Raw genomic sequence first — 24,147 nt, forward strand, 5'->3', positions numbered from 1 at the left:
CCCTGCTCTCTCAGTTGGTGATCATCGAGATCCCGATGACCGAAGGTGTCTAGTGGGTTCGTCAGTTCGTGGGCCGGTCTCAGCCGGCCATCTTCCGCTGGAGGTCGTGCAGTCGGGACTGCAGGGAGGAATCGACGACGTCGTCCCCCACCTGGACCCGAATGCCACCCACCAGCTCGGGATCGACGGCCACGTCCAACGTCAGGTCGCGACCGAAAAGGCCCTTCAGTGCGGCAGCAAGGCGCTCCTGCTGTCCCGGAGTCAGTGGGCGGGCCACCGTGACTTCGGCGATCCACTGCTTCTGACGCTGCGCCACGACGTCCACGAACTCGCGGATCAGAGCCACCGGCTTGTGGCCCCGGGGAGCTTCGACCGCCTGGCGGACCAGGAGACGGGCCTCGGAGGAACCGTTGCTCAAGAGCCGTTCGGCCAGGTTTCCCTTGGCCGAGGCGGGGGCCTGCGGATCCGTCAGTGCACGCTGGAGATCGTGGGATTCCTCGACCGCACGGTTGAAGGACAACAGCTCATCGGAGAGTCGCCCCAGACCGTCGAGCCCACCGTTCGAGCCACCGCGTTCGGCTGAGGCGGCCACGGCAATCGTGGCCAGCTCCTCCAGGGCGTCCCCGTAGTCGCGGGCACGGGACCATTTGCGTTCCGCCAACGAGTTCAGGACCGTCAGGGCCTCCGCGGAGACCTTGTCACCGAACAGCGATCCGACCACTGCCGTGCGGCGTTCCACCGGCCACGAGGGGTCGGTCAGAGAACGACGCAACGGGGCACTGGAGTCCACCGTGCGCAGGGCGCTGAACAGCTCGGAAGCCAAGGGCACGCCTCCGGAGACCAGAACTGGGTCCAAGTCCCGACGGACGGCCGCGAGCGAATCGCTTGATGCACCTGCCATTACTCAGCCACACCTGCCGAGTCGCGCTCGAGGTCCGCGAGGAAGCGGTCGACCACGCGCTGGGAGCGGGCGTCGTCCTCCAGGGCCTCTCCCACGATGCGGCTGGCCAGGCTGGTGGCCAGCGTGCCGACGTCGGCGCGCAGCGAGGACTCGGCCTGGAGCCGTTCCGCGGCAATCTGCGCCTCGGCCTGCTCGATCATTCGAGTGGACTCGGCGGCAGCCTTCTCCCGGGCCTCGGCCAGGATCTGGGCTCCCTCCGCGCGTGCTTCCTCGCGGATGCGGTTCGCTTCGGCGTAGCCCTCCTGCTGCTGCTGCTCGTAGTCGGCCTTCAACGCATTGGCCTCGGCCTGCGCCTTCTCGGCCTTCTCGAGCCCGCCCTCAATGGCCTCGACGCGGTCCTGATAGGACTTCTCCAGGGCCGGGGCGATGTACTTCACCACGATGAACATCAGCACGGCGAAGCCGACAGCGGTAACGAGCACTTCCCACCAGTTGGGAAGCAGGGGGTTCGCGCCTTCCTCGCCAGCGGCGAGCAGGATCGCTTCGGACCTGATCATGTTTCAACCATCCTTTGGTGAAGTTTCCTGTCATGGGTGGCCGGCATTCCGGCCGGCATGGCAGGAAGGATCAAGCTCCGATGACGAAGGCGAAGACCAGGCCCAGAATGGCGAGGGCCTCGGCCAGAGCGAAGCCCAACAGGGCGATCGGCTGCAGAATGCGCTGGGCCTCGGGCTGGCGGGCCACCCCGTTGATGTAGGCGGCGAAGATCAGACCCACGCCGATCGCGGAGCCAATGGCGGCCAGTCCGTAGCCGATCATGTTCAGAGAACCGTGCAGTTCCATTATGTTCCTTTCAAGATGCCAGTCGGCAGGTTGTGAGGGTATCCCCGGTGGAGTCCGGCGGTTGCCGGCACCGAGAGGTGGTGCGGGTGGCGGACGAGGTCCGCCGATCCGGTCCCGAGTTCCGTCCGAGGGCGGGCCCTCGTCCACACGGTCACGGACAGTTCAGTAGCTTCAATACAGCTCAGTGGTCGTTCGCGGCCAGTGCCCCTTGGATGTAGATCGCGGTCAGCAGAGTGAAGACGAAGGCCTGCAGGTACATGATCAGCAGTTCGAGGAAGTACATCGCCACCGAACCGAGAATCACCAGGACACCGGTGCCCTGCAGGGCGAGGTTTCCGGTCTCCATGATGAGGAACTGCGCACCGGCACCGGCCAGCATCACGATCATGTGGCCCGAGAGCATGGTGGCCATCAGACGCAGGGAGTGGGTCAGCGGCCGGACGATGAAGTTCGAGATGATCTCCAGCGGCACCAGCAGCGGCAGGATCCAGCCCGGGACGCCACTGGGCACTACGGCGAGCTTGAAGTACTTCAGGCCGTTGCGCCGGATGCCGACGCCGATCCAGATGATGTAGACGATCAGCGCCAGGGCATAGGCCGATCCCGCATGCGAGAAGCTCGGCATCTGCAGGAAGGGGATTGCCCCGAAGAGGTTGTTCAACAGCACGAAGAAGAAGATGCCGAAGAGCAACGGCACCCAGGCCTTGAACTCCTTCTCGCCGATGATGTCCCGGCCCATGCCGTTGCGCACGAAGGCGTAACCGGACTCGGCCAACCACTGCACCTTGCCCGGGACCAGGCCGGGCTTGCGCATGGCGAGCATGAAGAACGCGGAGATGAGGATCACCGAGAGGATGATCATCAACATCTGCTTGCCAAAGCCCGTGCCGTACTCGGCCATCCAGGGGAGAATCTCCGGCAAGTGGGTTTGCTCGATCGTGGGCGGCGCGAATCCGCCCTCGTCGGCGGAGCTGGCGAGCACGATCGGTAGCACGCTGATCCTCTCTACAGTGTCCGTCAACGGAACGCGTTCGGCGCGCTCCCTCCCGCGGGCAGGCAGGCGGCACAGCGCTGTCCCGTCCGTTGTTAGTGATTGTGATGAGCCTATCAAACGAGCCACGGTGCTCTTGACCAAAAGGACCCATTTGAGCCCTGATATGTGGCTGTCTGCACAAATATTTCTACGTTGTGTCGAACTCGGGCCCGCTGAGGGGTCTCAGTCGTCGTAGATCTGCTGGCGCGTGCGGGCGAAGACGATGACTTCCGTGCTCTGCCACACGATGATGACCATCAGCGCACCGATGCCGGCCGCCATCGGATCGAGCCATTCCGGCACCGGCACCACGGTGAGCAGGACGGCCATCAGCACGATCTTCAGCACGAAGGCGAACAGCGAGACGAAGATGGCCTGATCCCGCCAGCGGTCCCAGGACCACGCCGTCACCCACAGGGTCAGCCCGGACAGCAGCACGACGGCGGCGCCGGCCAGTCCCAGCGACCCAGCGGCGTCGGCGTCGATCGCGATCCAGGCGACTCCCGCCGCGACGATCAGCGCGGCCACAGTGCAGATCAGGCAGGCCTGGAGGATCCCCCACCAGCCGCGCTTGTTCGTCCTCATGAGGGTGACCTCCTGGCCCGAGCCCAGGGGTGCATCGTCAGGTATGCCGCCCCCACCAGCAGGACGCCGAGGATCGGCAGCACGATTCGCCAGTCGAAGAAGTTCAGGGACACCACTCCGTAGGCGATGAGGAACGTCCAGAGGTAGAGCAGCAGCACCGCCTGACGGTGAGTCCAGCCGCCGTCGACCAATTTGTGGTGCAGGTGCCCCCGGTCCGCCGAGAAGGGGCTCGCTCCGCGCACCGTGCGCCTGATGACCGCCAGGCCCAGATCCAGCAGCGGCAGGGCCACCACGGCGATGGGCAGCAGGACCGGCATGTATGCGGGAACGTTCCGGAACCGGAAGCCTTCTTCCATGTCTCCCACGGTGGCAGTGACCGCCACGCCGGCGGTGGCCAGCAGCAGTCCGATGAGCATGGCGCCGACCTCGCCCATGAAGATCCGGGCCGGGTTGAAATTGTGGGGCAGAAAGCCCAGACACGAGCCCACCAGCACGGCCATCAGCAGGGTGGCCAGGTTGGAGTAGTCGAACTCGTTGATGGTGCGGGTCAACAGATAGGTGTAGATGAAGAACGCCGAACCGCCGACCACGGCCAGCCCGGCGGCCAGCCCGTCGAGCCCGTCGACGAAGTTGATCGCGTTCATGGTGAGCACGAGGATGAAGATGGTCAGTCCGATCTGGATGGGCTCGCCGCCCACCGGGATCCAGCCCACCGGCATCTCCTCGACGCGGATCCCGTGGAAGGCGACCAACGCGGCCGCGGCGACCTGACCGACGAGTTTGAGCGTCCAGTGCAGGTCCCACAGGTCGTCCGCGACTCCCATGAGCAAGACGACCGACAAGGCCAGCAACAGGCCCCGCATGGGCTGGGGGTCCGTATAGATGCCCCCCAGGAAAGGGACCGTGGCACCGAGTCCGAGGGCCACCAGCACTCCGGCGATCATCGCTAATCCGCCCAGCTTGGGCACCGGTGCACGGTGGATGTCCCGCTGTCGTTGGGGCGTGTAGACACCGCCCTTGAGGGCCAGCATCCGCACCGCCGGCGTCACTGCGAAGCTGACGACGGCGGACAGCGCCAGCAACATCAGATAGACCTTCATGAATCGGTCGGCAGATCCACCAGGTCCGGAACCACGTCGGCGAGCTCGCTGAACTCCAGTGCCCCGCGGCGGACCACCTGGAAGGGCGTCGTGGTGCAATCGACGATCGTCGATGGTTCGGCTGTGTTGCGTTCACCGTCATCCAGGTAGACCGAGACGGTCTCCCCCAGCTGTTCACGAGCGTCGTGCGCGGTCGTGGCGGCGGGTTGTCCGGTGCGGTTCGCGCTGGAGACGGCCATCGGGCCGAATTCCTGGAGCAGTTCGCGGGCCACCTGGTCATGCGGAACGCGCAAGGCCACGGTGCCGCGGGTCTCCCCCAGGTCCCAGGTCAACGAGGGTTGGGCCTTCAGAATCAGGGTCAGCGCGCCGGGCCAGAAGGCCTCGGCCAGTTCCCGGGCGGCTGCGGGGATGTCGAGCGCCAGCCCGTCCATCACCTGGATGCCGCCGATGAGCACCGGTGGCGGCATGGACCGTCCGCGGCCCTTGGCGGCCAGCAGTACGGCCACGGCTTGCGGGGAGAACGCGTCGGCGCCGATCCCGTACACGGTGTCCGTGGGAATCACCACGCACTCTCGGTTCGACAGCGCCGCACGGGCAGCCTCGATCGCTTCGTCCATTCCGGCTTCGGTGGTGCAGTCGATCAGCATGCTCACGCCGTCATTGTCCCATCCGTGCGCACGGCCACCGTGCAACGCGGCCGGTCGTTGAAGTCCTCCAGCGTGCGGATCGCGGTGAACAGTCCATTCTGCTGCAGCAGTTCCGTCACCGCATCGGCCTGAGTCTCGTCGTGCTCCATGACGAACACGCCGCCTTCTCGCAGCAGACGTGCCGCGGTGGCGGTCACCACGGCGGGCATCCGCATGCCGTCCGGCCCCCCGCCGTACAGGGCCAGTCCGGGATCGCGGCGCGCCTCGGCCTGCTCCGGGACCCGGCCGTCCGGCACGTAGGGCGGGTTGGACACCACGACGTCGACGCTGCCGTCAAGTTCGGGCAGTGCGGTGGCGGCGTCAGTCACCTGGAGATCGACCCCGAGAGGCTCCAGATTCGCCGCGGCCCACCACGCTGCCTCGGAATCCAGCTCCACCGCGTGAACGCGCGCACCGGGCACCTCCGTGGCCAGTGCTGCGGCAATCGCGCCCGAGCCGGTGCACAAGTCCACGGCCAGTGCCGGTGGCTGTGCAGCGGCCAGTGCCTCGATGGCTGCCCCGGCGACCATCTCCGTCTCAGGACGGGGCAGGAACACGCCGTCGCCGACCTCCAACTCCACGGTGCGGAACGTGGCCGTGCCGGTGAGGTATTGCAGCGGGGTGCGCGTGGAGCGGGAAATGGCCAGGCGGCGCAGGTCCACGGACTGCACCGGGGTCACGGTCCGTCCGGTCACGGCTCCGGCGGCGACGTGGCCGCGAGAGGTCCCCAACACGTGAGCGGCCAGCAACTCAGCGTCGGCCCGAGGGGAGTCGACGCCGGCGGCGGCCAGCAGCTCGGTGGCCGAACGCAGGAGGGTCTCCAGCTCAGTCATGCTGCCCCAGCGCCTCCAGTCGGTGCTGCTCGTCCATCTCGATACAGGACTGCAGCACGGGGCCGAGGTCTCCGTTGAGCACCGCGTCCAGGTTGTAGGCCTTGTATCCGGTGCGGTGATCGGCGATCCGGTTCTCCGGGTAGTTGTAGGTCCGGATGCGCTCGGAACGGTCCATCGTGCGGACTTGAGAGGCGCGGGTGGCGGCGTTCTCGGCATCCAGCTGCTCCTGCTGGTGAGCCAGCAGCCGGGAGCGGAGCACCCGCATTCCCGCTTCACGGTTCTGAATCTGCGACTTCTCGTTCTGCATGGACACCACGATCCCCGTGGGCAGGTGCGTGATGCGCACCGCGGAGTCGGTGGTGTTCACCGACTGGCCGCCGGGCCCGGAGGACCGGAAGACATCGATCTTCAGGTCGTTGGCGGCGATGGCGACTTCCTCGGGTTCATCGACCTCGGGAAAGACCAACACTCCCGCGGCGGAAGTGTGGATGCGGCCCTGGGATTCGGTGACCGGAACCCGCTGCACTCGGTGGACGCCGCCTTCGAACTTCAGATGGGCGTACACGCCCTCGGCCGGATTGGTCGAGTTGCCCTTGATCGCCACCTGGACGTTCTTGTACCCGCCCAGATCCGACTCGGTGGTGGAGAGGATCTCCGCTTTCCACCCCTTGGTCTCGGCGAAGCGGAGGTACATCCGGAGCAGGTCGGCCGCGAACAAGGCCGCTTCCTCGCCGCCTTCACCGCCCTTGATCTCGAGGATGGCGTCACGGGCGTCCGCGGGATCGCGGGGAATGAGCAGCCGTCGCAACTTCTCCGTGGCCTGTTCGGCGTTCTGTTCGAGCGTCGGCAGCTCCGCCGCGAACTCGGGGTCGTCCTCGGCGAGTTCGCGAGCATCGGCAACGTCGGCCTGAGCTGCTGCCCACGCTTTGTGAGCTCCCACGATGCTGTTCAATTCTGCGAAACGGCGACCGAGCCGACGGGACAGCGCCTGATCCTGATGAACTGCGGGATCGGCCAGCCGGTCTGTGAGCTCACGATGCTCATCCAGCAGGTCCTGAACGGACTCGAACATGTTCTACCTTTTTTCTGCTTTTCTGCTTTTTCTGCTGTTCTGGTTCTTCTCTTCGCGGCAAAAACTCCTGTGAACGACTCAGCCCCCGCCCTCCGCTGAGGCAGCGGAGGGCGGGGGCCGGCGTCATGCTACTTCTCGCCCTTGGGTCCCAACGTGGTCTTGGAGACTAACATGAGGAATTCGGCGTTGGACTGGGTGTCCTTGATCTTGTTGGTCAGGATCTCCAGCGCCTGCTGGGTATCCAGACCGGACAGCACCCTCCGGAGCTTCCACATGATCTTGATCTCTTCGCCCGTCAGCAGGTTCTCCTCGCGGCGCGTACCCGAGGCGTTGACGTCAACGGCCGGGAAGATCCGCTTGTCCGCCAGCTGACGGGACAGGCGCAGCTCCATATTGCCGGTGCCCTTGAACTCCTCGAAGATGACCTCGTCCATCTTGGAGCCGGTCTCCACCAGAGCCGTGGCGAGAATGGTCAGCGAGCCGCCGTTCTCGATGTTGCGGGCGGCACCGAAGAAGCGCTTCGGCGGGTACAGGGCCGAGGAGTCCACACCGCCGGAGAGGATACGGCCCGAGGCCGGGGCGGCGAGGTTGTACGCACGGCCCAGACGGGTCATCGAGTCCAACAGGACCACGACGTCGCGGCCCATCTCCACGAGGCGCTTGGCCCGCTCGATGGCCAGCTCGGCGACGGTGGTGTGGTCGTCGGCGGGACGGTCGAAGGTCGAGGCGATGACCTCACCCTGGACCGAGCGCTGCATGTCCGTGACTTCCTCCGGACGCTCGTCCACCAGCACCATCATCAGGTGCACCTCGGGGTTGTTGGTGGTGATCGCGTTGGCGATGGACTGCAGGATCATCGTCTTGCCGGCCTTCGGGGGCGAGACGATCAGGCCGCGCTGGCCCTTGCCGATCGGCGAGACCAAGTCGATGACGCGGGGGCCGACCAGCTTGGGATCGGTCTCCAGCCGCAGTCGCTCCTGCGGGTACAGCGGCACCAGGTCGTTGAACTTGGTGCGCTGTGGGTCCTCGTTCTCGGCGGGCTGGCCGTTGACCGAGTTCAGACGCACGAGCGCGTTGAACTTCTGACGGTTGCCACCGCCGGATCCACCGCCCTGGGACTCACCATCGCGCGGCGCACGAATGGCCCCGACGACGGCGTCGCCCTTGCGGAGCCCGTACTTCTTGACCATCGACAGCGAGACGTACACATCGTTCGGCCCCGGCAGGTAGCCGGAGGTGCGAACGAAGGCGTAGTTGTCCAGCACGTCGAGGATGCCGGCGACGGGCAGCAGCACGTCGTCCTCGGTCACCTCGGTCTCGTCAACCTCAGGGCCGCCCCGCCCGCGGCGATTGCGGTTGCGGTCGTTGCGGTTGCGGTTCCGGCGATTGCGACGGCTGTTGTTGTCATCGTCGCGGTTGTTGTCGCGGTTGCCGTCCCGGTTGCCGCGGTTGTTGTCGCGGTCCTGGCCGCCCTCGCGGTTGCCCTCGGACTTGTCCTGTTGACGGTCATTGCGGTTGCCGTCCCGGTTGTCGCGGTTGCTGTCCCGGTTGTCGCGGTTGTCTTTACGGTTGTTGCGGTCATTCCGGTTGTTCCGGTTTCCGCGCTGACCGTTGCGGTCCTGTTGACCCGCAGTGTCGTCGGAGTCCTTGTTGGATTCTTTGTTGGAGTCCTTGGTGGATTCCTTGTTCGAATCCCTGCTCGAGTCCTGCTTCGCCGGCTGGGCAGCGGGCTCAGCGCTGGACTCGGCGGACTGCGTCGATGCATCATCGCCAGCGGCACCCGCCGGGGACTCGGCACGGCGCGAACGGGACCGGCGGCTCGGACGCTCAGCAGCGGCTGGGGCAGCGGTATCGGCCGGCTGGGCGCTCTGCTCGGCCGTCTCCGCAGCGGGCTCCTCGGTCGAGCGCTTGGCCCCACGAGATCCGCGCTTCGGTGCGGCAGCGGCGCCGCCGCCGGTTTCTTCAGAGGTCTTGTCTGCCTGCTCCGCGCTCTCCGCCGGCTTGCGGTCGGCCACCGAGCCACCGCGCTGGTGGCTGGAGATGGCGGCGACCAAGTCGGATTTGCGCATCCGGGATCCTCCGGTGATGCCCAACTGCGACGCGAGCGCCTGCAGCTGAGCGAGCTTGAGGCCAGCCAGTCCGCCACCGGTGGCTGGTTCCTGGGTGGCATCGCCCACGGAAGCCGTGGGTAGTTCAGTGGTTTCGGTCACGAAGGTTCCTTCTCCCTCGTCACGCAGGATCCAACGAGAGGGACCCTGCTGAGTGTGTACCGGCCGCCACCTGAACAGGTGGCCGAGAGCCGGATTTCAATGCCGCACACCGTCATGATGGCGGGCGGGTTGGCGCCGATGGCCGATGCTCTGCGACGCAGAGATGGACCACTCGGAGTCTGGATTCCCACCGGCATCGGGCTCCGAAGATACAGCGGAACCCGGTCGGCATCAGCCCGAAACGGGCTGGCCTGCGCGGTGTGATTCCACCTTAGCACCCAGGGCGTCCACGGGAAGAATGCTGACACGCCACGACTGGCCGGCTTCACCGTGGACGGATATCAACTCCGTCTGCATCGCACGGCGGGCCGCCTCTGCACCGGCCACTCCGGCCGCCAGAACCATCACGGTGGGCCCGGCCCCGGACACCACCGCGGCCAGACCCTGGTCCCGCAAGGCACGCACCAGAGCGATCGACGCCGGCATCGCCGGTTCTCGATAGTCCTGGTGCAACCAGTCTCGAGTGCCGGGCAACAACCAGGCCGGGTCCCGGGTCAGCCCGTGCACCAGCAGCGCCGCCCGACCGGCGTTCGCGGCGGCGACCTGATGCGGCACCTGGTCCGGCAGCAGCCCGCGAGCAGTCCTGGTGCTCAAGGGCTGCTCCGGGATCGCCACCACCGGCACCACGCCGGAGTGCGGGTCCATGGCCACGGAGCGGTAGCGGCCGTCGTCGTCCCACGAGACGCTCAGCCCACCGGACAGCGCCGGGGCGACGTTGTCCGGGTGTCCTTCCAGGGCGGACGCCGCGTCCAGCAGCTCATCGGCCGTGGCTCGCTCGTCCTCGGGCAGCAACGCGTCGGCGGCCAGCACGGCGGACACATGGGCCGCGGCGGACGACCCGAGTCCCCGGCCATGCGGGATGCGGTTGCTCGCCACCAGTTCGATTCCGGGGACTTCCCAACCTCGTTGCCGCAGGAGTTCCCGCACGGTCGCGATCACCAGGTGGGAGGCGTCCGTGGCCACGACGCCGGCTCCCTCGCCGTTGACGACGGCGGAGAATCCTTCGGGCACGGTGGTCAAGACGACGTCGTCCCGCAAGTCCAGGGCTAGCCCCAGGGAATCGAAGCCGGGGCCAAGATTGGCCGACGTCGCCGGCACGGACACCGACACGGTGATTCCGGCCGGAACCATGCCGCCGACCATCAGGACAACCCCAGCGCCTCGGCCACCGCGACGACGTCGAACGGCACCTTCTGCGGTTCGATGTCCGAGCCGTCCGCATTCTTCAAGGCCCACTGCGGGTCCTTCAGCCCGTGTCCGGTGACGGTGATGACCCAGCGTTTGCCGGCGGGGACGTTGCCCCGGGCATGGTGCTTGATCAGTCCGGCGACGCCCGCTGCCGAGGCGGGCTCCACGAAGACGCCTTCCCGCGCGGACAACCAGCGATGGGCGGCCAGGATCTCTTCGTCCGTCACGGAGTCGATCATTCCGCCGGACTCGTCCCGGGCCGCCTCGGCCTGCTCCCAGGACGCCGGATTGCCGATGCGGATGGCGGTGGCGATCGTGTCCGGCTCGGTGACCGGGTGGCCGAGCACGATGGGCGCGGAACCGGCCGCCTGGAAGCCCCACATGACGGGGGTCTTCGTGGACACGGGAGCCAGCTCGGCGCCCTCGGCGCCGGGATGGGGGTTCGTATAGGGCTCCGAGTACTCCCGATATCCCTTCCAGTACGCGGTGATGTTCCCGGCGTTGCCGACCGGCAGCAGGTGGTAGTCCGGGGCGTCGCCCAGGGCGTCCACCACCTCGAAGGCTCCGGTCTTCTGCCCCTCGATCCGATTCGGATTCACGGAGTTCACCAGGAACACCGGATAGTTCTCGGAGAGCTTGCGGGCGACGTCGAGGCAGTTGTCGAAGTTGCCGTCCACCTGCAGCAGGGTGGCCCCGTGAGCGATGGCCTGGGAGAGCTTGCCCATGGCGATCTTGCCCTCGGGCACGAGCACGGCACAGGTCAGTCCGGCCTGGGTGGCGTAGGCCGCGGCCGAGGCGGAGGTGTTCCCGGTGGAGGCGCAGACCACGGCCTTCGCGCCCTGTTCCACGGCGGCCGTGATGGCCATCGTCATGCCGCGGTCCTTGAACGACCCCGTGGGGTTCATGCCCTCGAACTTGACCCAGACCTCGCCCTCAACGAGCTCGGAGAGGGCCGGCGCCTCGATCAGCGGCGTCCCGCCCTCACCCAGGGTGACAACCCGGGTCGATGCGGTCACCGGCAGCCGATCGGCGTATTCGCGGATGACCCCGCGCCATTGGTGTGCCACTGTGTTCAGTTCCCTTCGACTCGCAGGACCGAGACCACTTCGGTCACGACATCCAACTCTTGGAGCGCGGAAACGGTGGCCGCGAGGTCCCGTTCCTTGGCGCGGTGGGTGATGACGCGCAGCAGGGACTCGGGCACGTCCTCGATGTACTCTTCGGAGGACTCCTCCACCACCGTGTCATCCTCGTCCAGTGGAATCTGCCGCATGGTCTCGATCGAGACCCCGTTCTCGGCGACGACCGAGGCGATGGAGGCCAGCACACCCGGCCGGTCCGAGACCCGGATGACGACCATGTAGCTGGTGCTCGCCTCACCGACGTCCAGGGCGGGAAGGGTGGCCTTCGGGGTATGGGTCCGCCCCGGACCGCCGCGGACCAGCCGCCGGGCGATGGACACGGTGTCCCCCATGACCGCGCTTGCGGTGGGGCTGCCGCCGGCCCCGGGACCGTAGAACATCAGCTGGCCGGCGTTCTCCGACTCGACGAAGACGGCGTTGTAGGCGCCTCGGACGGCCGCCAGTGGATGTTCGCGCTGCAGCAGCGTCGGGTGGACCCGCAGCACGGCACCGTCCCCGATGCGCTCCGCGATGGCCAGCAGTTTGATGACGTAGCCGGCCTCGGTCGCGGCCTCATGATCGGCCGCCGTGATCTTGGTGATGCCCTCGCAGTACACCTCGTCCAGGGAGAACGAGGCGTGGAAAGCGAGGTTGGCCAGGATCGCCGCCTTGGCGGCGGCGTCATGCCCCTCGATGTCGGCCGTCGGATCGGCCTCGGCGAAACCGAGCTGCTGAGCATCGGCCAAGGCGTCGTCGAAGGCCGCCCCAGTGGTGGCCATCTGGTCCAGGATGTAGTTCGTGGTGCCGTTGGCGATGCCCATGACCCGGTTGACGGTGTCACCGGCCAGCGAGTCCCGCAGGGGGCGCAGAATCGGGATGGCACCGGCCACGGAGGCCTCGAAGGACAGCTGGGTCCCGGCTTTGGCGGCCGCGTCGAACAGCTCGGGACCGTTCTGCGCCAACAGCGCCTTGTTGCCGGTGACCACGGCGGAGCCGTTGCCGATAGCCCGTTCGATCAACGACTTGGCCGGCTCGATGCCACCCATCAGCTCCAGGACGATGTCCGCGGAATCCACGAGCGCCTCGGCGTCCGTGGTGTACAGCTCGCTGGGCAGCTGGTACTCCCGGACGCCGTCGGGATTGCGGACGAACACGCCGGCCAACTCGAGCCTGGACCCCACACGGGCCGCGAGCATCTCGGCGTCCTCCGTGAGGATGCGTGCCACTTGCGAACCGACGGTGCCGGCCCCGAGCAGCGCGATCTTCAGGGGCGGGGGTGTGGCGGTCATGGTCCTCCGATGGTTCTGTGTGCTGAAGAATGCTGAAAAGTGCAGAAGCTACAGGCCAGTCTCGCGGGCGAAGAGATCGTCTTCGGTCTCTCGCCGGATGATGACGCGAGACGTCCCGTCCTTGATGGCGACGACGGCCGGCCGGGTGAGCTGGTTGTAGTTGCTCGACAACGAGTGGCAGTACGCGCCGGTGGCGGGCACGGCCAGCAGATCACCGCGGTGGACGTCTTCCGGCAGATAGGCGTTCTGCACCACGATATCCCCGGATTCACAGTGCTTGCCCACCACACGCGAGAGCACCGCCGGCTCGTCGGAGGTGCGGGATGCCAGGGCAACCGAGTAGTCGGCCTCGTACAGCACCGGCCGGGGGTTGTCGCTCATCCCGCCGTCCACGGACACGTAGCGGCGCGGGTGGGTGGCGGAACCACCGTCAGGGGCGTCGACCGTGACGGTCTTGCGCACTCCCGCCTCATAGAGGGTGAATCCCGCCGGTCCGGAGATGGCCCGTCCCGGTTCGATCGAGATCCGCGGGCAGCTCAGGCCGTGTTTCACGACGGCGGCGCGCACCACCGCGGACAGCGTCTGAGCGATGTCGGCCGGGGTCCGCGGGGCGTCGGCCGCGGTATAGGCGATGCCGTGGCCACCGCCCAGATCGAGCTCGGCCAGTTCGACCCCGTACTCCTGCTTGATCTCGGCGAGGAAGCCCAGCAGCTTCTCGGCGGCCAGGCCGAATCCCTCCGGCTCGAAGATCTGGGAGCCGATGTGGCAATGCAGTCCGAGCAGTTCGATGGACTCGGCGGCGAGCGCGTGGGCGACCGCGGCCGCCGCCGGCGAGCCGGACACCCCTGCCCCCGGACCGGCCATGGACAGGCCGAACTTCTGATCCTCGTGCGCGGTGGCGATGTACTCGTGCGTGTGAGCGTGCACACCGGGGGTCAACCGCAGCATGACCGGAGCCGTGGTCCCGGCCTCCGCGGCCAGCTCGGCCAGGCGCTCCAGTTCGTCGAACGAGTCGACCACGATCCGCCCGATACCGGCGCTCAGCGCTCGGCGCAGTTCGGCATCGGACTTGTTGTTGCCGTGCAGCCCGATGCGGGCCGGATCGACGCCGGCGCGCAGGGCCATCGCCAGCTCACCGCCCGAGGCGGTGTCCAGGCACAGCCCCTCTTCGCTGATCCAGCGGGCCGCGGCGGTGCACAGGAACGACTTGCCCGCGTAGTAGACGTCCACTCCCCCGCACAGGTCCTGAAACGCCTCGGTGAAGGCCTCACGGAAGGCACGCGCCCGGGAGCGGAAGTCGTCTTCGTCCAGGACCAGCAGCGGGGTTCCGTACTCCCGGGCCAGCTGGGAGACGCCGATCCCCTGGACGGCGATCTCGCCGTCGTCGTTCCGGGCGACGCCGGCCGCCCAGAGCTGGGGCACGAGGGCGTTCGAATCCTCGGGGTAGTCGAGCCAGTCGGGGGCGAGTGGCGAGGGTCCGGCCTGAGGACTGGTGTGGTTCACCATCACATCCGTTCCGGGGCGTTCACGCCCAACAGGTCGAGTCCATTGGCCAGCACTTGAGCGGTGGCCTCATTGAGCCACAGCCGGGTGCGATGGAGATCGGTGATCTCGGCGCGGGCTCCGGGGCCTTCGTCGGTGGACACCGGAACGATCCGGCATGCACCGTACCAGGCGTGATACGCGCCGGCGATGACCTCGAGGTGGCGCGCCACGCGGTGCGGCTCGCGGAACTCGGCGGCCTGGGCCACGATCGACGGGAACTCCCCGAGCCGGGCCAGCAGGTCCGACTCCGTGGCATGCGTCAGCAGCGAGGCGTCGAAAGCGGAACGGTCGACGCCGGCCGCCTCGGCCGTGCGAGCGGCGCCGCGGGAGCGGGCGTGGGCGTACTGGACGTAGAAGACCGGGTTGTCATTGGTCTTGGAGGTCAGGATCTCAGGGTCGATGGTGATCGGCGAATCCGCGGGATACCGGGCCAGGGAGTACCGCAGGGCATCGGCGCCGAGCCAGTTGATCAGGTCCTTGAGCTCGATGATGTTGCCGGCGCGCTTGGAGAGCTTGGCCCCGTTGACGGAGATCAGCTGACCGATCAGTACCTCGATGTTCCGCTCGGGGTCATCGCCGGCGGCGGCGGCGATCGCCTTGAGCCGTCCCACGTAGCCGTGGTGGTCGGCGCCGAGCAGGTAGATCTTCTGCTCGAAGCCGCGGTCCTTCTTCGACAGGTAGTACGCGGCGTCAGCGGCGAAGTAGGTCGGCTCGCCGTTGGCGCGGATCAGCACCCGGTCCTTGTCATCACCGAAGTCGGTGGTCCGCAGCCAGACGGCGCCCTCCCGGTCGTCGATGTGGCCCTGGGCGCGCAACCGTTCCACGGCCTCGCCCACGGCACCGGACTCGTGCAGTTGCTTCTCGGAGAACCAGACGTCGAAGTGGACGCCGAAGGCCGCCAGCGTGTCCTGGATGTCCTGGAGCTGGAACCGGTAGGCGGACTCCCGGATCACGGGCAGGGCCGCTTCTTCGTAGAGCTCCCGCACCTCGGGGTGTTCGGCGAGCACCTGCTCGGCCAACTCCTGGATGTAGGCCCCGGGATAGCCGCCGTCGGGCACCGGGAGTCCGTGCATCCGGTGGTGCACGGACTGGGCGAAGACGTTCATCTGGTTGCCGGCGTCGTTGATGTAGTACTCGGCGGTGAGTTCGGCCCCGGAGGCACGCAGCAGCCGCGCGATGGAGTCACCGAGGGCGGCCCAGCGGGTGTGGCCGATGTGCAGGGGGCCGTTGGGGTTGGCGGAGACGAACTCGATGTTGACGGTCTGTCCCGCCAGGGCGGCGTTGCGTCCGTACTCCGCCCCGGACTCCACGATGGTGCGGGCCAGTTCTCCGGCCGCCGCAGCGTCCAGCGTGATGTTCAGGAAGCCCGGACCGGCGATCTCGACCGCGGCGATGCCCGGTCGCCTCCGCAACCGCTCGGCCAGCAACGCAGCCAACTCCCGGGGCGCCATACCAGCCTTCTTGCCCAGTTGCATGGCCACGTTGGTGGCCCAGTCACCGTGCTCTCGGTTCTTGGGTCGCTCCACCTTCACCTGGGTGGGCATCTCCACCGAGATCTCGCCTGCGTCGACGGCGTCCTGCAGGCATGCGGCCAGGGCTGTGGAAAGGTCTTCGGGGGTCACCCGCGTCAGTCTAATGTTCCGGGAGTCCCTGCCTGTAACCGGCCCGGGATTTCCGCCGTCGGACGCCCATGCGGTAGGGTGATGAAGTCCCGAACGGGACCCCCGCCTCCGTAGCTCAGGGGATAGAGCGTCTGCCTCCGGAGCAGAAGGCCGCAGGTTCGAATCCTGCCGGGGGCACCAACACTTAAACCTTCGAGACCGCCACGGCCTCATCGAACTCAGCGTCGATCTGCGCGGTGAGGTCCGGATCATGGCGGGCCGTGAGCAGCGAGACCGCGATGCCCACGATGGTCGCCAGCACGAAGCCCGGCACGATCTCGTACATCTGGAACATTCCGCCCCAGGCATCGTCGGGCATATTGCCCCACCAGAAGACGACGACGGCGCCCACGACCAACGCGGACAGCCCGCCCCAGGCGTTGGCCTTCTTCCAGAACAGGGCCAACACGATGATGGGTCCGAACGAGGCGCCGAATCCGGCCCAGGCGAAGCCCACGAGATCCAGCACGCTGGCCTCGGGGTCGAAGGCGATGAGGATCGCGACGATGGCCACCACGACCACGGCTCCGCGCCCGAGCCACAGTTCGGTCCGCGGGCTGGCCTTGCGCCCGGCGAGCTTGTACAGGTCCTCGACCAGGGCCGAGGAGCACACGATCAGCTGCGAGGAGATCGTGGACATCACGGCGGCCAGCACGGCTGCCAGCACGAAGCCGGCCACCATGGGGTGGAAGAGGATCTGCGACAGGACCAGGAAGACGGTCTCCGGGTCATCGAGCGAGACGCCCGGGTTGGCCTGGAAGTAGGCGATGCCCACCAGCGCCGTCATCACCGCGCCGAAGGCACAGACGGCCATCCAGGCGATCCCGACCCGGCGACCCATCACGGCGTCCCGGGACGACCGCAGGGCCATGAACCGGACGATGATGTGCGGCTGACCGAAATAGCCCAGGCCCCAGGCCAGGGCGGAAACCACGCCGACCCAGGTGGTGTTGGCGAGGAAGGACGTGCGGTCTGTGCCGTCACCGAGGACCTCGTCGGCGGCCTGGATCGAATTGACCACCTCGCCCCAACCACCCAGGTGGATGATGGCGACCAGCGGCACGGCGATCAGCGCGGCCAGCATGAGCAGTCCCTGGACCACGTCCGTCAGGGAGGCTCCGAGGAAGCCGCCGAACAGGGTGTAGACGATGGTCACCCCGGCCACGAGCAGCATGCCGGTGAGGTAGGTGGAACCGAAGGAGGACTCGAAGAACTTGCCACCGGCCACCACTCCGGAGGAGACGTAGAAGGTGAAGTACACCAGGATGATGGCCCCGGCCACGATCCGCATCAGGTGAGTGCGGTCGCGAAAACGGTTCTCCAGGAACGAGGGGATCGTGATGGAGTTCTTCGCCACCTCCGTGTAGGAGCGCAGTCGCGGGGCGACGAATTTCCAGTTCAGCCACGCACCGATGGTCAGCCCGACGGCGATCCAGGCCTCCCCCAGGCCGAACGCGAAGACCGCGCCGGGCAGCCCAAGCAGGAGCCAGCCGGACATGTCGGAGGCGCCCGCGGACAGGGCCGCCACGGCCGGCGGGAGCTTGCGCCCGGCCAGCACGTAGTCGTCGAGGTCGTTGTTCTTGCGGGAAGCCCAGAAGCCGATGGCGAGCATCGCCCCGAAATACAGGGCAATGGCTATGAAGGTGAAGGTGTTGTCCATCGTCTCCTCGTCCCCAAGGCGCATCATGGCCCGGGACGTCTAGTGACTACAGCGACCTACTGCAGCAGCGTCTTGTCGTCCAGGGTCAAGCCCTTGATCCGCTCGAACTCTCCCAGCAGGTCCCGCACGGTCTTGCCGCGCTTCTCCTCGCCGGAGATGTCCAGAATGATCTTCCCATCGTGCATCATCATCAGCCGGTTACCCACCCGCAGTGCCTGCTCCATGTTGTGGGTGACCATGAGGGTGGTCAGATTCTTCTCGGTCACGACTCGCTCGGTCAGCCGGGTCACCAGCTCGGCCCGCTGAGGGTCCAGTGCCGCCGTGTGCTCGTCCAGCAACAGGATCCTCGGCTCCGAGAACGTCGCCATCAGCAGGCTCAGAGCCTGCCGCTGGCCACCGGAGAGCAAGCCGACCTTCGCCTTGAGACGGTTCTCCAGCCCCAACTCGAGGACCGAGAGTTCCTCCGCGAACCGCCGGCGCTTGGCCGACGTGACGCCAAGGCCCAACCACCGTGCCGATCCCCGCTTGTCCGAGATCGCCATGTTCTCTTCGATGGTCAGGTGCGGCGCCGTACCCGCCATCGGATCCTGGAACACGCGGCCCACAAAATCGGCACGGCGATGATCCTTGATCCGGGTGACGTCACGGCCGTCCACGCTGACCGTGCCGGTGTCCGGCGAGAGTTCGCCCGAGATGACGTTGAGCACGGTCGACTTGCCGGCGCCGTTGGAGCCGATGACCGTCACGAAGTCGCCTTCGTCGAGGTGGAGGTCGATGCCTCTGAGGGCTCTGCGCTCGTTGACGGTGCCGGGGAAGAAGGTCTTGTGGACCTGGGACAGGGACAGCATCAGCGGGCTCCTTCCGTCGTCGAGACCGCTTCAGCGCCCGTGGCCGCGCCGCCGTCGGGATCCGCACGGCTCACCAGAGCCTTGCGCCGCCGGAAGAACGGCAATTGCGGGACCACCAGCGCGATCACCACGAGGATGGCCGAGATCAGTTTCATATCGTTCGGGTTCAGGCCGACCGTCAGCGCCAGTTGGATCGCCACTCGATAGAGCACCGAACCGGCGACGACGGCCAGCGCCGCCACCATGATCGAGCGGGTTCCGAAGATGGCCTGGCCCAGAATGACGGAGGCCAGACCCGCGACGATGAGGCCGATGCCCATGCCGATGTCCGCGAACCCCTGGAACTGCGCCACGATGGCACCGCTCATGCCGACCAGCCCGTTGGAGAGGGCCAGTCCGAGGATCTTCTGATTGTCGGTGTTGACCCCGTAGGAACGGATCATCTTCTCGTTGTCGCCCGTGGCCTGCATCGCCAGACCGGTGTCCGTGTGGAGGAACCACACCAGCGCCAGTGCCAGCAGGATCGCCACGGCCGCTAAAAGACCGATGGAGCCCCAGCCGCCCAGCAACCCGGCACGCTGCAGCGGCGTGATCGCGGTGTCCTCGCCCAGCAGAGGGACGTTGGCCTTGTCCATGATCCTCAGATTGATCGAATACAACGCGATCTGAGTCAGGATGCCGGCCAGCAGTCCGTTGATCCGTCCCTTCGTGTGCAGCAGTCCCGTGATCGTGCCGGCGAGGAACCCGGCGATGAAGGACAACAGGATCGCCAGGAAGGGATTGACCCCGTTGACAATCGAGATGGCGGCGACGGCCGCACCCGTGGTGAACGAGCCGTCCACCGTCAGGTCCGGGAAGTCGAGGATGCGGAAGGTCACGTAGACCCCGAGGGCCATGATGGCGTAGATCATGCCCAGTTCGATGGCGGTCGTCATAACGGAGTTACTCTGAGTCCCCTTCGCCCTCTGCGTCCTCGGTGGCTTCGGCATCATCGGCACTGACCACGTGGTCGGCCTCGTCGAGGATCGACTGCGGGATCTCCACTCCCAAGGCCTCGGCGGCGTCCGGGTTCACGTACAGCTCCGGTTCCGCGTATGTCTCCACCGGCATGGAGGCCGGGTCGGCGTCCTCGGTGAGGATGCGGATGGCCATGTCGGCGGTCTGTTCGCCCAGCTTCTCGTACTGGATTCCGTAGGTGGCCACACCACCCCGGGCCACGGAGTCCCCCTCGGCCGGCACGACCGGGATCTGGCGGTCGCGGGCGACGCCGATCAGGGACTCGAGGGCAGAGACGACGGCGTTGTCCGTGGGGACATAGAAAGCGTCGACGTCGGAGAGCGAGTTGGCCGCCTGCTGCACCTCGGAGGAGTTGGAGACGGTGGACTCGACGATCTCCAGATCCAGCTCCTCCGCGGCCTCCTTGGCCCACTGCACCTGGATTTCCGAGTTGGTCTCGCCCGAGGAGTACACGATGCCGACCCTCTTGACGTCGGGATCGATCTCCTTCAGCAGCGTGAGCTGCTCAAGCACCGGGTTGGCGTCCGAGGTGCCGGTGACATTGCCGCCGGGAGCCTCGTTGGACTCAACCAGATTGGCGCTCGGAGGATCCGTCACCGCGGTGAAGAGAATCGGGGTATCCGTCACGGCCTGAGCTGCCGTCTGCGCCGACGGGGTGGCGATGGCCAGGATGAGATCGTGGTCGGCTGAGGCGAAGGTACCGGCGATGGTGTTGGCCGTGGACTGGTCGCCCTGGGCGTTCTGCACATCCAGCGAGATGTCCAGCCCCGACTCCTCGAGCTTCTTCTCGAACCCGGTGCGAGCAGCGTCGAGCGAGGGGTGGGTGACGTACTGGGAGACGCCGATCGAGTAGGACTCGGAACCGGCGTCGTTGCCGCTTCCGCCCTCACCCTCGTTGCCGCCGTTGCCGCAAGCCGTCAGCGCGAGTGCGGCGACGGCCAGCGTCGCCCCGGCGCGGAGCACTGTGCGATTTCCCGTGCGGGCCTCTGTGGGGATACCGAGACTTCCGAGCTTCATAGTGGTCCTTTCACACCGCGTGCTCCGGCGTGACGCTGGTTGCGCCGGCGCGAGAGATAACCGGAGCGCGCCAGAATCCTAGAATAGGTGGAACGAGTGCGATGTAGGTCACGTTGGCCCGTGTCGAGGTGGATCTGGAGACGATCGGTACTCCACAGGCTTCTTGGGTGCGGAAGTTCTCCCCACACCCCGCCAGAGACCTTACGGTGTCCGGGATCCTCCCTAGAGTAGTACACATGTTCGAACCAGACGTGGAAGCCAACCAGGAAGCCCCGCAGGACGCCCCGCAGGACGCCGACCAGGAAGCCCCCGAGCCTGCCCCACCAGCCTCCGCCCTGGACCTCGTCAGGCTGCGGAATGCTCTGGCGACCATGGCCCCGGCGGCCACGAACGGCATCGGAGACATCGACGGAGACGTCGAAGCCGAAGCCATCAACCGCATCCACTTCCTCGAACACATCAAAGCCGCCTGCGCCGCCGCTCAAGCCGAGGAATCAGCAGCCCTGTTCTCCCACCGCTGCCACACCGAAGCCACCCGCGGGATCGAGCCCGAACACCGCGGACGCGGACTCGGCGGAGAAATCGCCCTCGCCCGCTCCGAATCCCCCAGCCGCGGCACCACACACCTGCGACTAGCCCGCCACCTCGTCAACGACCTGCCCCACACCCTCGACGCCCTACGAGCCGGCCGGATTTCCGAGACCAAAGCAGCCATCATCGAACGAGAGACCTTCTGGCTACCCGCCGCGGCCCGCCGCCACGTCGATGAACACCTCACCGATCGCCTCGGCATCATCGGCGAACGCCAACTCATGCGCGAGGCCCGCGCCGAAGCCATGCAGTGCGACCCGGACGCCGCAGCAGAACACTTCACCCGCGCCACCCAGACCCGCCGGATCACCCTCCGGCCCACCGCAGACGGCATGGCCCACCGCAGACGGCATGGCCCACCTCAGCGCCCTGCTGCCCATGAACCAGGCCGTGGCCTGCCACTCCGCCCTGGTGGCCGAGACCGCCAGCCAGATCGCCGCCGGACAGGCCGAGGGCCGCACCCCCAACCAGGTCGGCGCCGATGTATTCGTCGAGCGACTCACCGGCCAAACACAGGCCTCCAAGGTGGCCATCGAGGTGCAACTGGTGATGACCGATGCCACCCTGTTCCGGGACGATGCCGCCCCTGGCTGGTTTCCCGGGCACGGACCCGTACCAGCAGACACCGCACGCCACCTGGTCTCCAACCCCGAGGCCGAGGCGTTCCTCCGCCGCCTCTACACCCACCCGCACGACGGTCAGCTGGTCGCCATGGACTCTCAGCGCCGAGGCTTCTCCGGACTCCTACGACGCATGGTGCTCCTGCGGGACGACGTCTGCCGAACCCCTTACTGTGATGCGCCCATCCGGCAGATCGACCATGCCACACCCCACCAGCACGGCGGACCCACCAACTGGGAGAACGCCTCCGGACTCTGCACCCGGTGCAACCTCGCCAAAGAGCGGCCCGGATGGAAACACCACGCCACACCCGAACAACTCGACGTCACGACCCCCACCGGACACCACTACCGTTATCGAACCCGACCACTGACACGCGAGACCGCCAACAGCGCGTGAGTCAGTTCTCTTCGAAGGGGTCCCCGCACGCCCACCCCTCCGGGTTGGCGTCACAGTCCTCGGCCACGTTCTTGGACTTCGAACGCCAAATATCGGCCGAAGCCGGCTCACTGGCCACCGTCGCCATGCCCGGAATGGCAATCCACGGACCATCATTGACCGAGAACTGACCCCGATACGCCGTGGACAACGACACCGGAAACGTCCCGGTCTCCTCATACACATGACTGGTCGTGGTTTCTTGGTTGAACTCCCTCTGCGGGCCACCCGGGAACGGATTCGACACCGGCTCCGACCCATCCCCGTACTCCCAGGTCCACCGCACCGGCACCGCCTGAATCGCCACCTGCTGACCCAACATCGTCGTGTTCAACGTCTGCGGCTCCTCAGTGGCAAAAAAGTTCGTACTCAAAAAGCACTCGCGTACAAGCTAGAGTCATCGCCGGAACACGCAGTTCGCACTACGTTTCCAGTTCGGTTTTTCATTTGAATGACGCGCCATGGCTGACACCGCCGGTCCCCCTGCCGCCATCGAAGTCGACAAGCCAGACGAGAATGTGGCTTCGCATAGAGCCACGGATAGCGATGCGTTGTATTCAAAGGTGCCCCAAGGCAACGTCCATGTCCCAACCATCGCTCCACGTGCTAAGCCCGCTCATCACTACGGAACTTCAGTAGACGTTATGCGGCCTAGTTAGGCCAAGAGCTCGCGGTAATCTGAAAAATCAGAAATCGTCGAACTGATCGAACTCTCTGAATACGTCATCAACAATACGAGTTAGTCCCAACGCGCGCCGCTTGACCGTTTTATATAGAGCCTGAAGATGCTCATTATAATTAGCGTATTCCGAAGTGTCTATCACTTCAACTGGCACACGCAAAGACGGAGTATGAGTATCAATTACAGCGAGCTCATAAGGCGCAAAGTCATCTTTGTCACGCGAGGATATTTGGTAAGCAAATCTGCCTATTTGCGTACGAAACTCGAAATTGTCATCAACTGGTGCCCACTGGATTTGCCCTCGCCTCTCGAGCATTGCAAGGCGACGAATGAGGTCAGCCTTTTGTTCTTCAGTGAAAACCTGCACGCTTATCCCACTTTCGTTTGATACCTAGTTGCTAGTCCAGCAGCGAACGTGCTCATGGAGCCAATCTGCTCCGCAGCACTTTTTACCACTAGACGAACAGGCTTTGTGGCACCAGATACAAGGGTCGCCTTCGCTGAACTCGCGGCTGACGCACTGGAGCGAAGTTGATCTACCAACTCGGCCTCTTCCCTACCTTCGCTTGAGGATTCAAGCAGAGCCGCAACCTGTTGAGCTGCATGGCTATACGACACAAGCGCACGAATCGCTTGCTTCTTGTCGTCGTCGGCTTGGGCCGCATCAAGTTCGGACTCGTAAATCTTCAGTTGAGGCAACAGTACGAGGAGGTGGTTCAAGTGCATCCGGCGGGTAGCCGCCTTTAGTGCTTCGGTCGCCTTTTCACTCGCATTGGCCGTGCGCCAGATCTGCCACACCGTTAAGGAAAAGCCCACGGTCGTCACGACCAACCCGATGATCCCGATTGTGTCGTTCAAGCCAGGCCCCTTCCTATAGTTACTGACCATGGTACGCGGATCGCGACAAGCTGCTCCCGGCTGGGCTCAGTAGCGAAAAGATGACCATTGCGTAGGACTTCCTTGGGCCAAGTCTTCTGGCTTCGCGTTTAGTCGAAGTTCGCATTCGAAGGGATCAGTCCGAAACCCCGGAGTCCGACACAATCCTCGATGGCACCTGCATTGAACCTGGGCCCCTCCATCACGGCATCAAGCCATCGACATGTGCCGCAGACTTCCCGCCAGCCGGACACTGCACCACAGTGTAAG

Annotated in this window: 24 protein-coding genes, 1 tRNA gene and 1 pseudogene; 3 read left to right on the forward strand and 23 right to left on the reverse strand. The window is 66.1% G+C overall.

The genetic code is table 11. The features are described from left to right. Positions 1-79 precede the first annotated feature (79 nt). The 15 genes from ACFQQD_RS10545 to argS all read right to left on the reverse strand — a co-directional run bounded on the left by ACFQQD_RS10545 (position 80) and on the right by argS (position 16,088). Positions 80-901, reverse strand: a complete 822-nt coding sequence (locus ACFQQD_RS10545; protein ID WP_378089043.1) for a F0F1 ATP synthase subunit delta — start codon at positions 899-901, stop codon at positions 80-82. Further along, positions 901-1,458, reverse strand: a complete 558-nt coding sequence (locus tag ACFQQD_RS10550; protein WP_378089045.1) for a F0F1 ATP synthase subunit B — start codon at positions 1,456-1,458, stop codon at positions 901-903. Before ACFQQD_RS10550 ends, ACFQQD_RS10545 begins: the two co-directional genes overlap by 1 nt. A 70-nt stretch (positions 1,459-1,528) precedes the next feature. Further along, entirely contained in the window at positions 1,529-1,744 is a 216-nt protein-coding gene (locus tag ACFQQD_RS10555) for an ATP synthase subunit C (protein ID WP_002857264.1), read from the reverse strand. A 181-nt stretch (positions 1,745-1,925) separates the two neighbouring features. Then, complete coding sequence (gene atpB / locus ACFQQD_RS10560; protein ID WP_378089048.1) at positions 1,926-2,738, reverse strand: F0F1 ATP synthase subunit A; 813 nt, start codon at positions 2,736-2,738, stop codon at positions 1,926-1,928. A 222-nt stretch (positions 2,739-2,960) separates the two neighbouring features. After that, positions 2,961-3,362 carry a hypothetical protein gene (locus tag ACFQQD_RS10565; RefSeq protein ID WP_378089050.1) on the reverse strand — a complete coding sequence of 134 codons (402 nt, stop codon included), beginning with the start codon at positions 3,360-3,362 and terminating at the stop codon, positions 2,961-2,963. Beyond that, on the reverse strand, positions 3,359-4,447 hold the full coding sequence (locus ACFQQD_RS10570) for an MraY family glycosyltransferase (protein ID WP_378089052.1): 1,089 nt from the start codon (positions 4,445-4,447) through the stop codon (positions 3,359-3,361). Before ACFQQD_RS10570 ends, ACFQQD_RS10565 begins: the two co-directional genes overlap by 4 nt. 11 nt (positions 4,448-4,458) lie before the next feature. Continuing rightward, positions 4,459-5,109, reverse strand: coding sequence for an L-threonylcarbamoyladenylate synthase (locus tag ACFQQD_RS10575; RefSeq protein WP_378090100.1), 651 nt, complete (start codon positions 5,107-5,109; stop codon positions 4,459-4,461). Between the two features lie 2 nt (positions 5,110-5,111). Beyond that, a complete protein-coding gene (prmC, locus tag ACFQQD_RS10580; RefSeq protein WP_378089054.1) occupies positions 5,112-5,981 on the reverse strand; it encodes a peptide chain release factor N(5)-glutamine methyltransferase in 870 nt (289 codons plus the stop codon). Beyond that, positions 5,974-7,053, reverse strand: a complete 1,080-nt coding sequence (prfA, locus tag ACFQQD_RS10585; protein WP_378089057.1) for a peptide chain release factor 1 — start codon at positions 7,051-7,053, stop codon at positions 5,974-5,976. Before prfA ends, prmC begins: the two co-directional genes overlap by 8 nt. Before the next feature lie 128 nt (positions 7,054-7,181). Beyond that, entirely contained in the window at positions 7,182-9,263 is a 2,082-nt protein-coding gene (gene rho, locus ACFQQD_RS10590) for a transcription termination factor Rho (RefSeq protein ID WP_378089059.1), read from the reverse strand. A gap of 231 nt (positions 9,264-9,494) precedes the next feature. Continuing rightward, a complete protein-coding gene (gene thrB / locus ACFQQD_RS10595) occupies positions 9,495-10,454 on the reverse strand; it encodes a homoserine kinase (protein ID WP_378089061.1) in 960 nt (319 codons plus the stop codon). 11 nt (positions 10,455-10,465) lie between these two features. Beyond that, on the reverse strand, positions 10,466-11,578 hold the full coding sequence (gene thrC, locus ACFQQD_RS10600; protein ID WP_378089063.1) for a threonine synthase: 1,113 nt from the start codon (positions 11,576-11,578) through the stop codon (positions 10,466-10,468). Between the two features lie 5 nt (positions 11,579-11,583). Further along, entirely contained in the window at positions 11,584-12,921 is a 1,338-nt protein-coding gene (locus ACFQQD_RS10605; RefSeq protein WP_378089065.1) for a homoserine dehydrogenase, read from the reverse strand. A 48-nt stretch (positions 12,922-12,969) separates the two neighbouring features. Beyond that, the gene (gene lysA / locus ACFQQD_RS10610) at positions 12,970-14,427 is read right to left on the reverse strand and encodes a diaminopimelate decarboxylase (RefSeq protein WP_378089067.1); all 1,458 of its coding nucleotides are present in this window, start codon (positions 14,425-14,427) and stop codon (positions 12,970-12,972) included. Then, positions 14,427-16,088, reverse strand: a complete 1,662-nt coding sequence (gene argS / locus ACFQQD_RS10615; RefSeq protein WP_378089069.1) for an arginine--tRNA ligase — start codon at positions 16,086-16,088, stop codon at positions 14,427-14,429. Before argS ends, lysA begins: the two co-directional genes overlap by 1 nt. Before the next feature lie 104 nt (positions 16,089-16,192). Here argS and ACFQQD_RS10620 point away from each other — a divergent pair. Further along, a tRNA-Arg gene (locus ACFQQD_RS10620) sits at positions 16,193-16,268 on the forward strand. 4 nt (positions 16,269-16,272) lie between these two features. Here the strand turns inward: ACFQQD_RS10620 and putP are convergent. The 5 genes from putP to ACFQQD_RS10645 are packed head-to-tail and all read right to left on the reverse strand — an operon-like array spanning position 16,273 to position 21,154. Beyond that, positions 16,273-17,814 (reverse strand): sodium/proline symporter PutP, encoded by a 1,542-nt coding sequence (gene putP / locus ACFQQD_RS10625; protein ID WP_378089071.1) that lies wholly within the window; start codon positions 17,812-17,814, stop codon positions 16,273-16,275. Positions 17,815-17,843: 29 nt separating this feature from the next. Continuing rightward, positions 17,844-18,635: an ABC transporter ATP-binding protein gene (locus tag ACFQQD_RS10630; protein ID WP_378089073.1), complete on the reverse strand. Its 792-nt coding sequence runs from the start codon at positions 18,633-18,635 to the stop codon at positions 17,844-17,846. Further along, the gene (locus ACFQQD_RS10635; protein WP_378089075.1) at positions 18,635-19,570 is read right to left on the reverse strand and encodes an ABC transporter permease; all 936 of its coding nucleotides are present in this window, start codon (positions 19,568-19,570) and stop codon (positions 18,635-18,637) included. Before ACFQQD_RS10635 ends, ACFQQD_RS10630 begins: the two co-directional genes overlap by 1 nt. Positions 19,571-19,577: 7 nt before the next feature. Then, complete coding sequence (locus ACFQQD_RS10640; RefSeq protein ID WP_378089077.1) at positions 19,578-20,669, reverse strand: ABC transporter substrate-binding protein; 1,092 nt, start codon at positions 20,667-20,669, stop codon at positions 19,578-19,580. Beyond that, positions 20,666-21,154, reverse strand: a complete 489-nt coding sequence (locus tag ACFQQD_RS10645; protein WP_378089079.1) for a hypothetical protein — start codon at positions 21,152-21,154, stop codon at positions 20,666-20,668. The genes ACFQQD_RS10640 and ACFQQD_RS10645 overlap by 4 nt, the downstream gene beginning before the upstream one ends. Between ACFQQD_RS10645 and ACFQQD_RS10650 the strand changes: the two are divergent. Both ACFQQD_RS10650 and ACFQQD_RS10655 read left to right on the forward strand, forming a co-directional pair. After that, positions 21,041-21,547 (forward strand): annotated as a pseudogene (locus ACFQQD_RS10650) (DUF222 domain-containing protein); the annotation flags it as partial. The gene ACFQQD_RS10645 and the pseudogene ACFQQD_RS10650 sit on opposite strands and share 114 nt — an antisense overlap. A 64-nt stretch (positions 21,548-21,611) precedes the next feature. Next, entirely contained in the window at positions 21,612-22,280 is a 669-nt protein-coding gene (locus ACFQQD_RS10655; protein WP_378089081.1) for an HNH endonuclease, read from the forward strand. A gap of 1 nt (position 22,281) precedes the next feature. Here ACFQQD_RS10655 and ACFQQD_RS10660 read toward each other — a convergent pair whose 3' ends face one another. From ACFQQD_RS10660 to ACFQQD_RS10670, 3 genes are all read right to left on the reverse strand, one after another. Next, entirely contained in the window at positions 22,282-22,653 is a 372-nt protein-coding gene (locus tag ACFQQD_RS10660; RefSeq protein ID WP_378089083.1) for a PKD domain-containing protein, read from the reverse strand. Between the two features lie 352 nt (positions 22,654-23,005). After that, positions 23,006-23,368 carry a hypothetical protein gene (locus ACFQQD_RS10665; protein WP_378089086.1) on the reverse strand — a complete coding sequence of 121 codons (363 nt, stop codon included), beginning with the start codon at positions 23,366-23,368 and terminating at the stop codon, positions 23,006-23,008. Between the two features lie 2 nt (positions 23,369-23,370). Beyond that, positions 23,371-23,859 carry a hypothetical protein gene (locus ACFQQD_RS10670; protein WP_378089088.1) on the reverse strand — a complete coding sequence of 163 codons (489 nt, stop codon included), beginning with the start codon at positions 23,857-23,859 and terminating at the stop codon, positions 23,371-23,373. Between the last annotated feature and the right edge of the window lie 288 nt (positions 23,860-24,147).

Origin of the sequence: Citricoccus sp. GCM10030269 (assembly GCF_042665635.1) — a bacterium.
In the GTDB taxonomy this organism is placed as follows: Bacteria; Actinomycetota; Actinomycetes; order Actinomycetales; family Micrococcaceae; genus Citricoccus.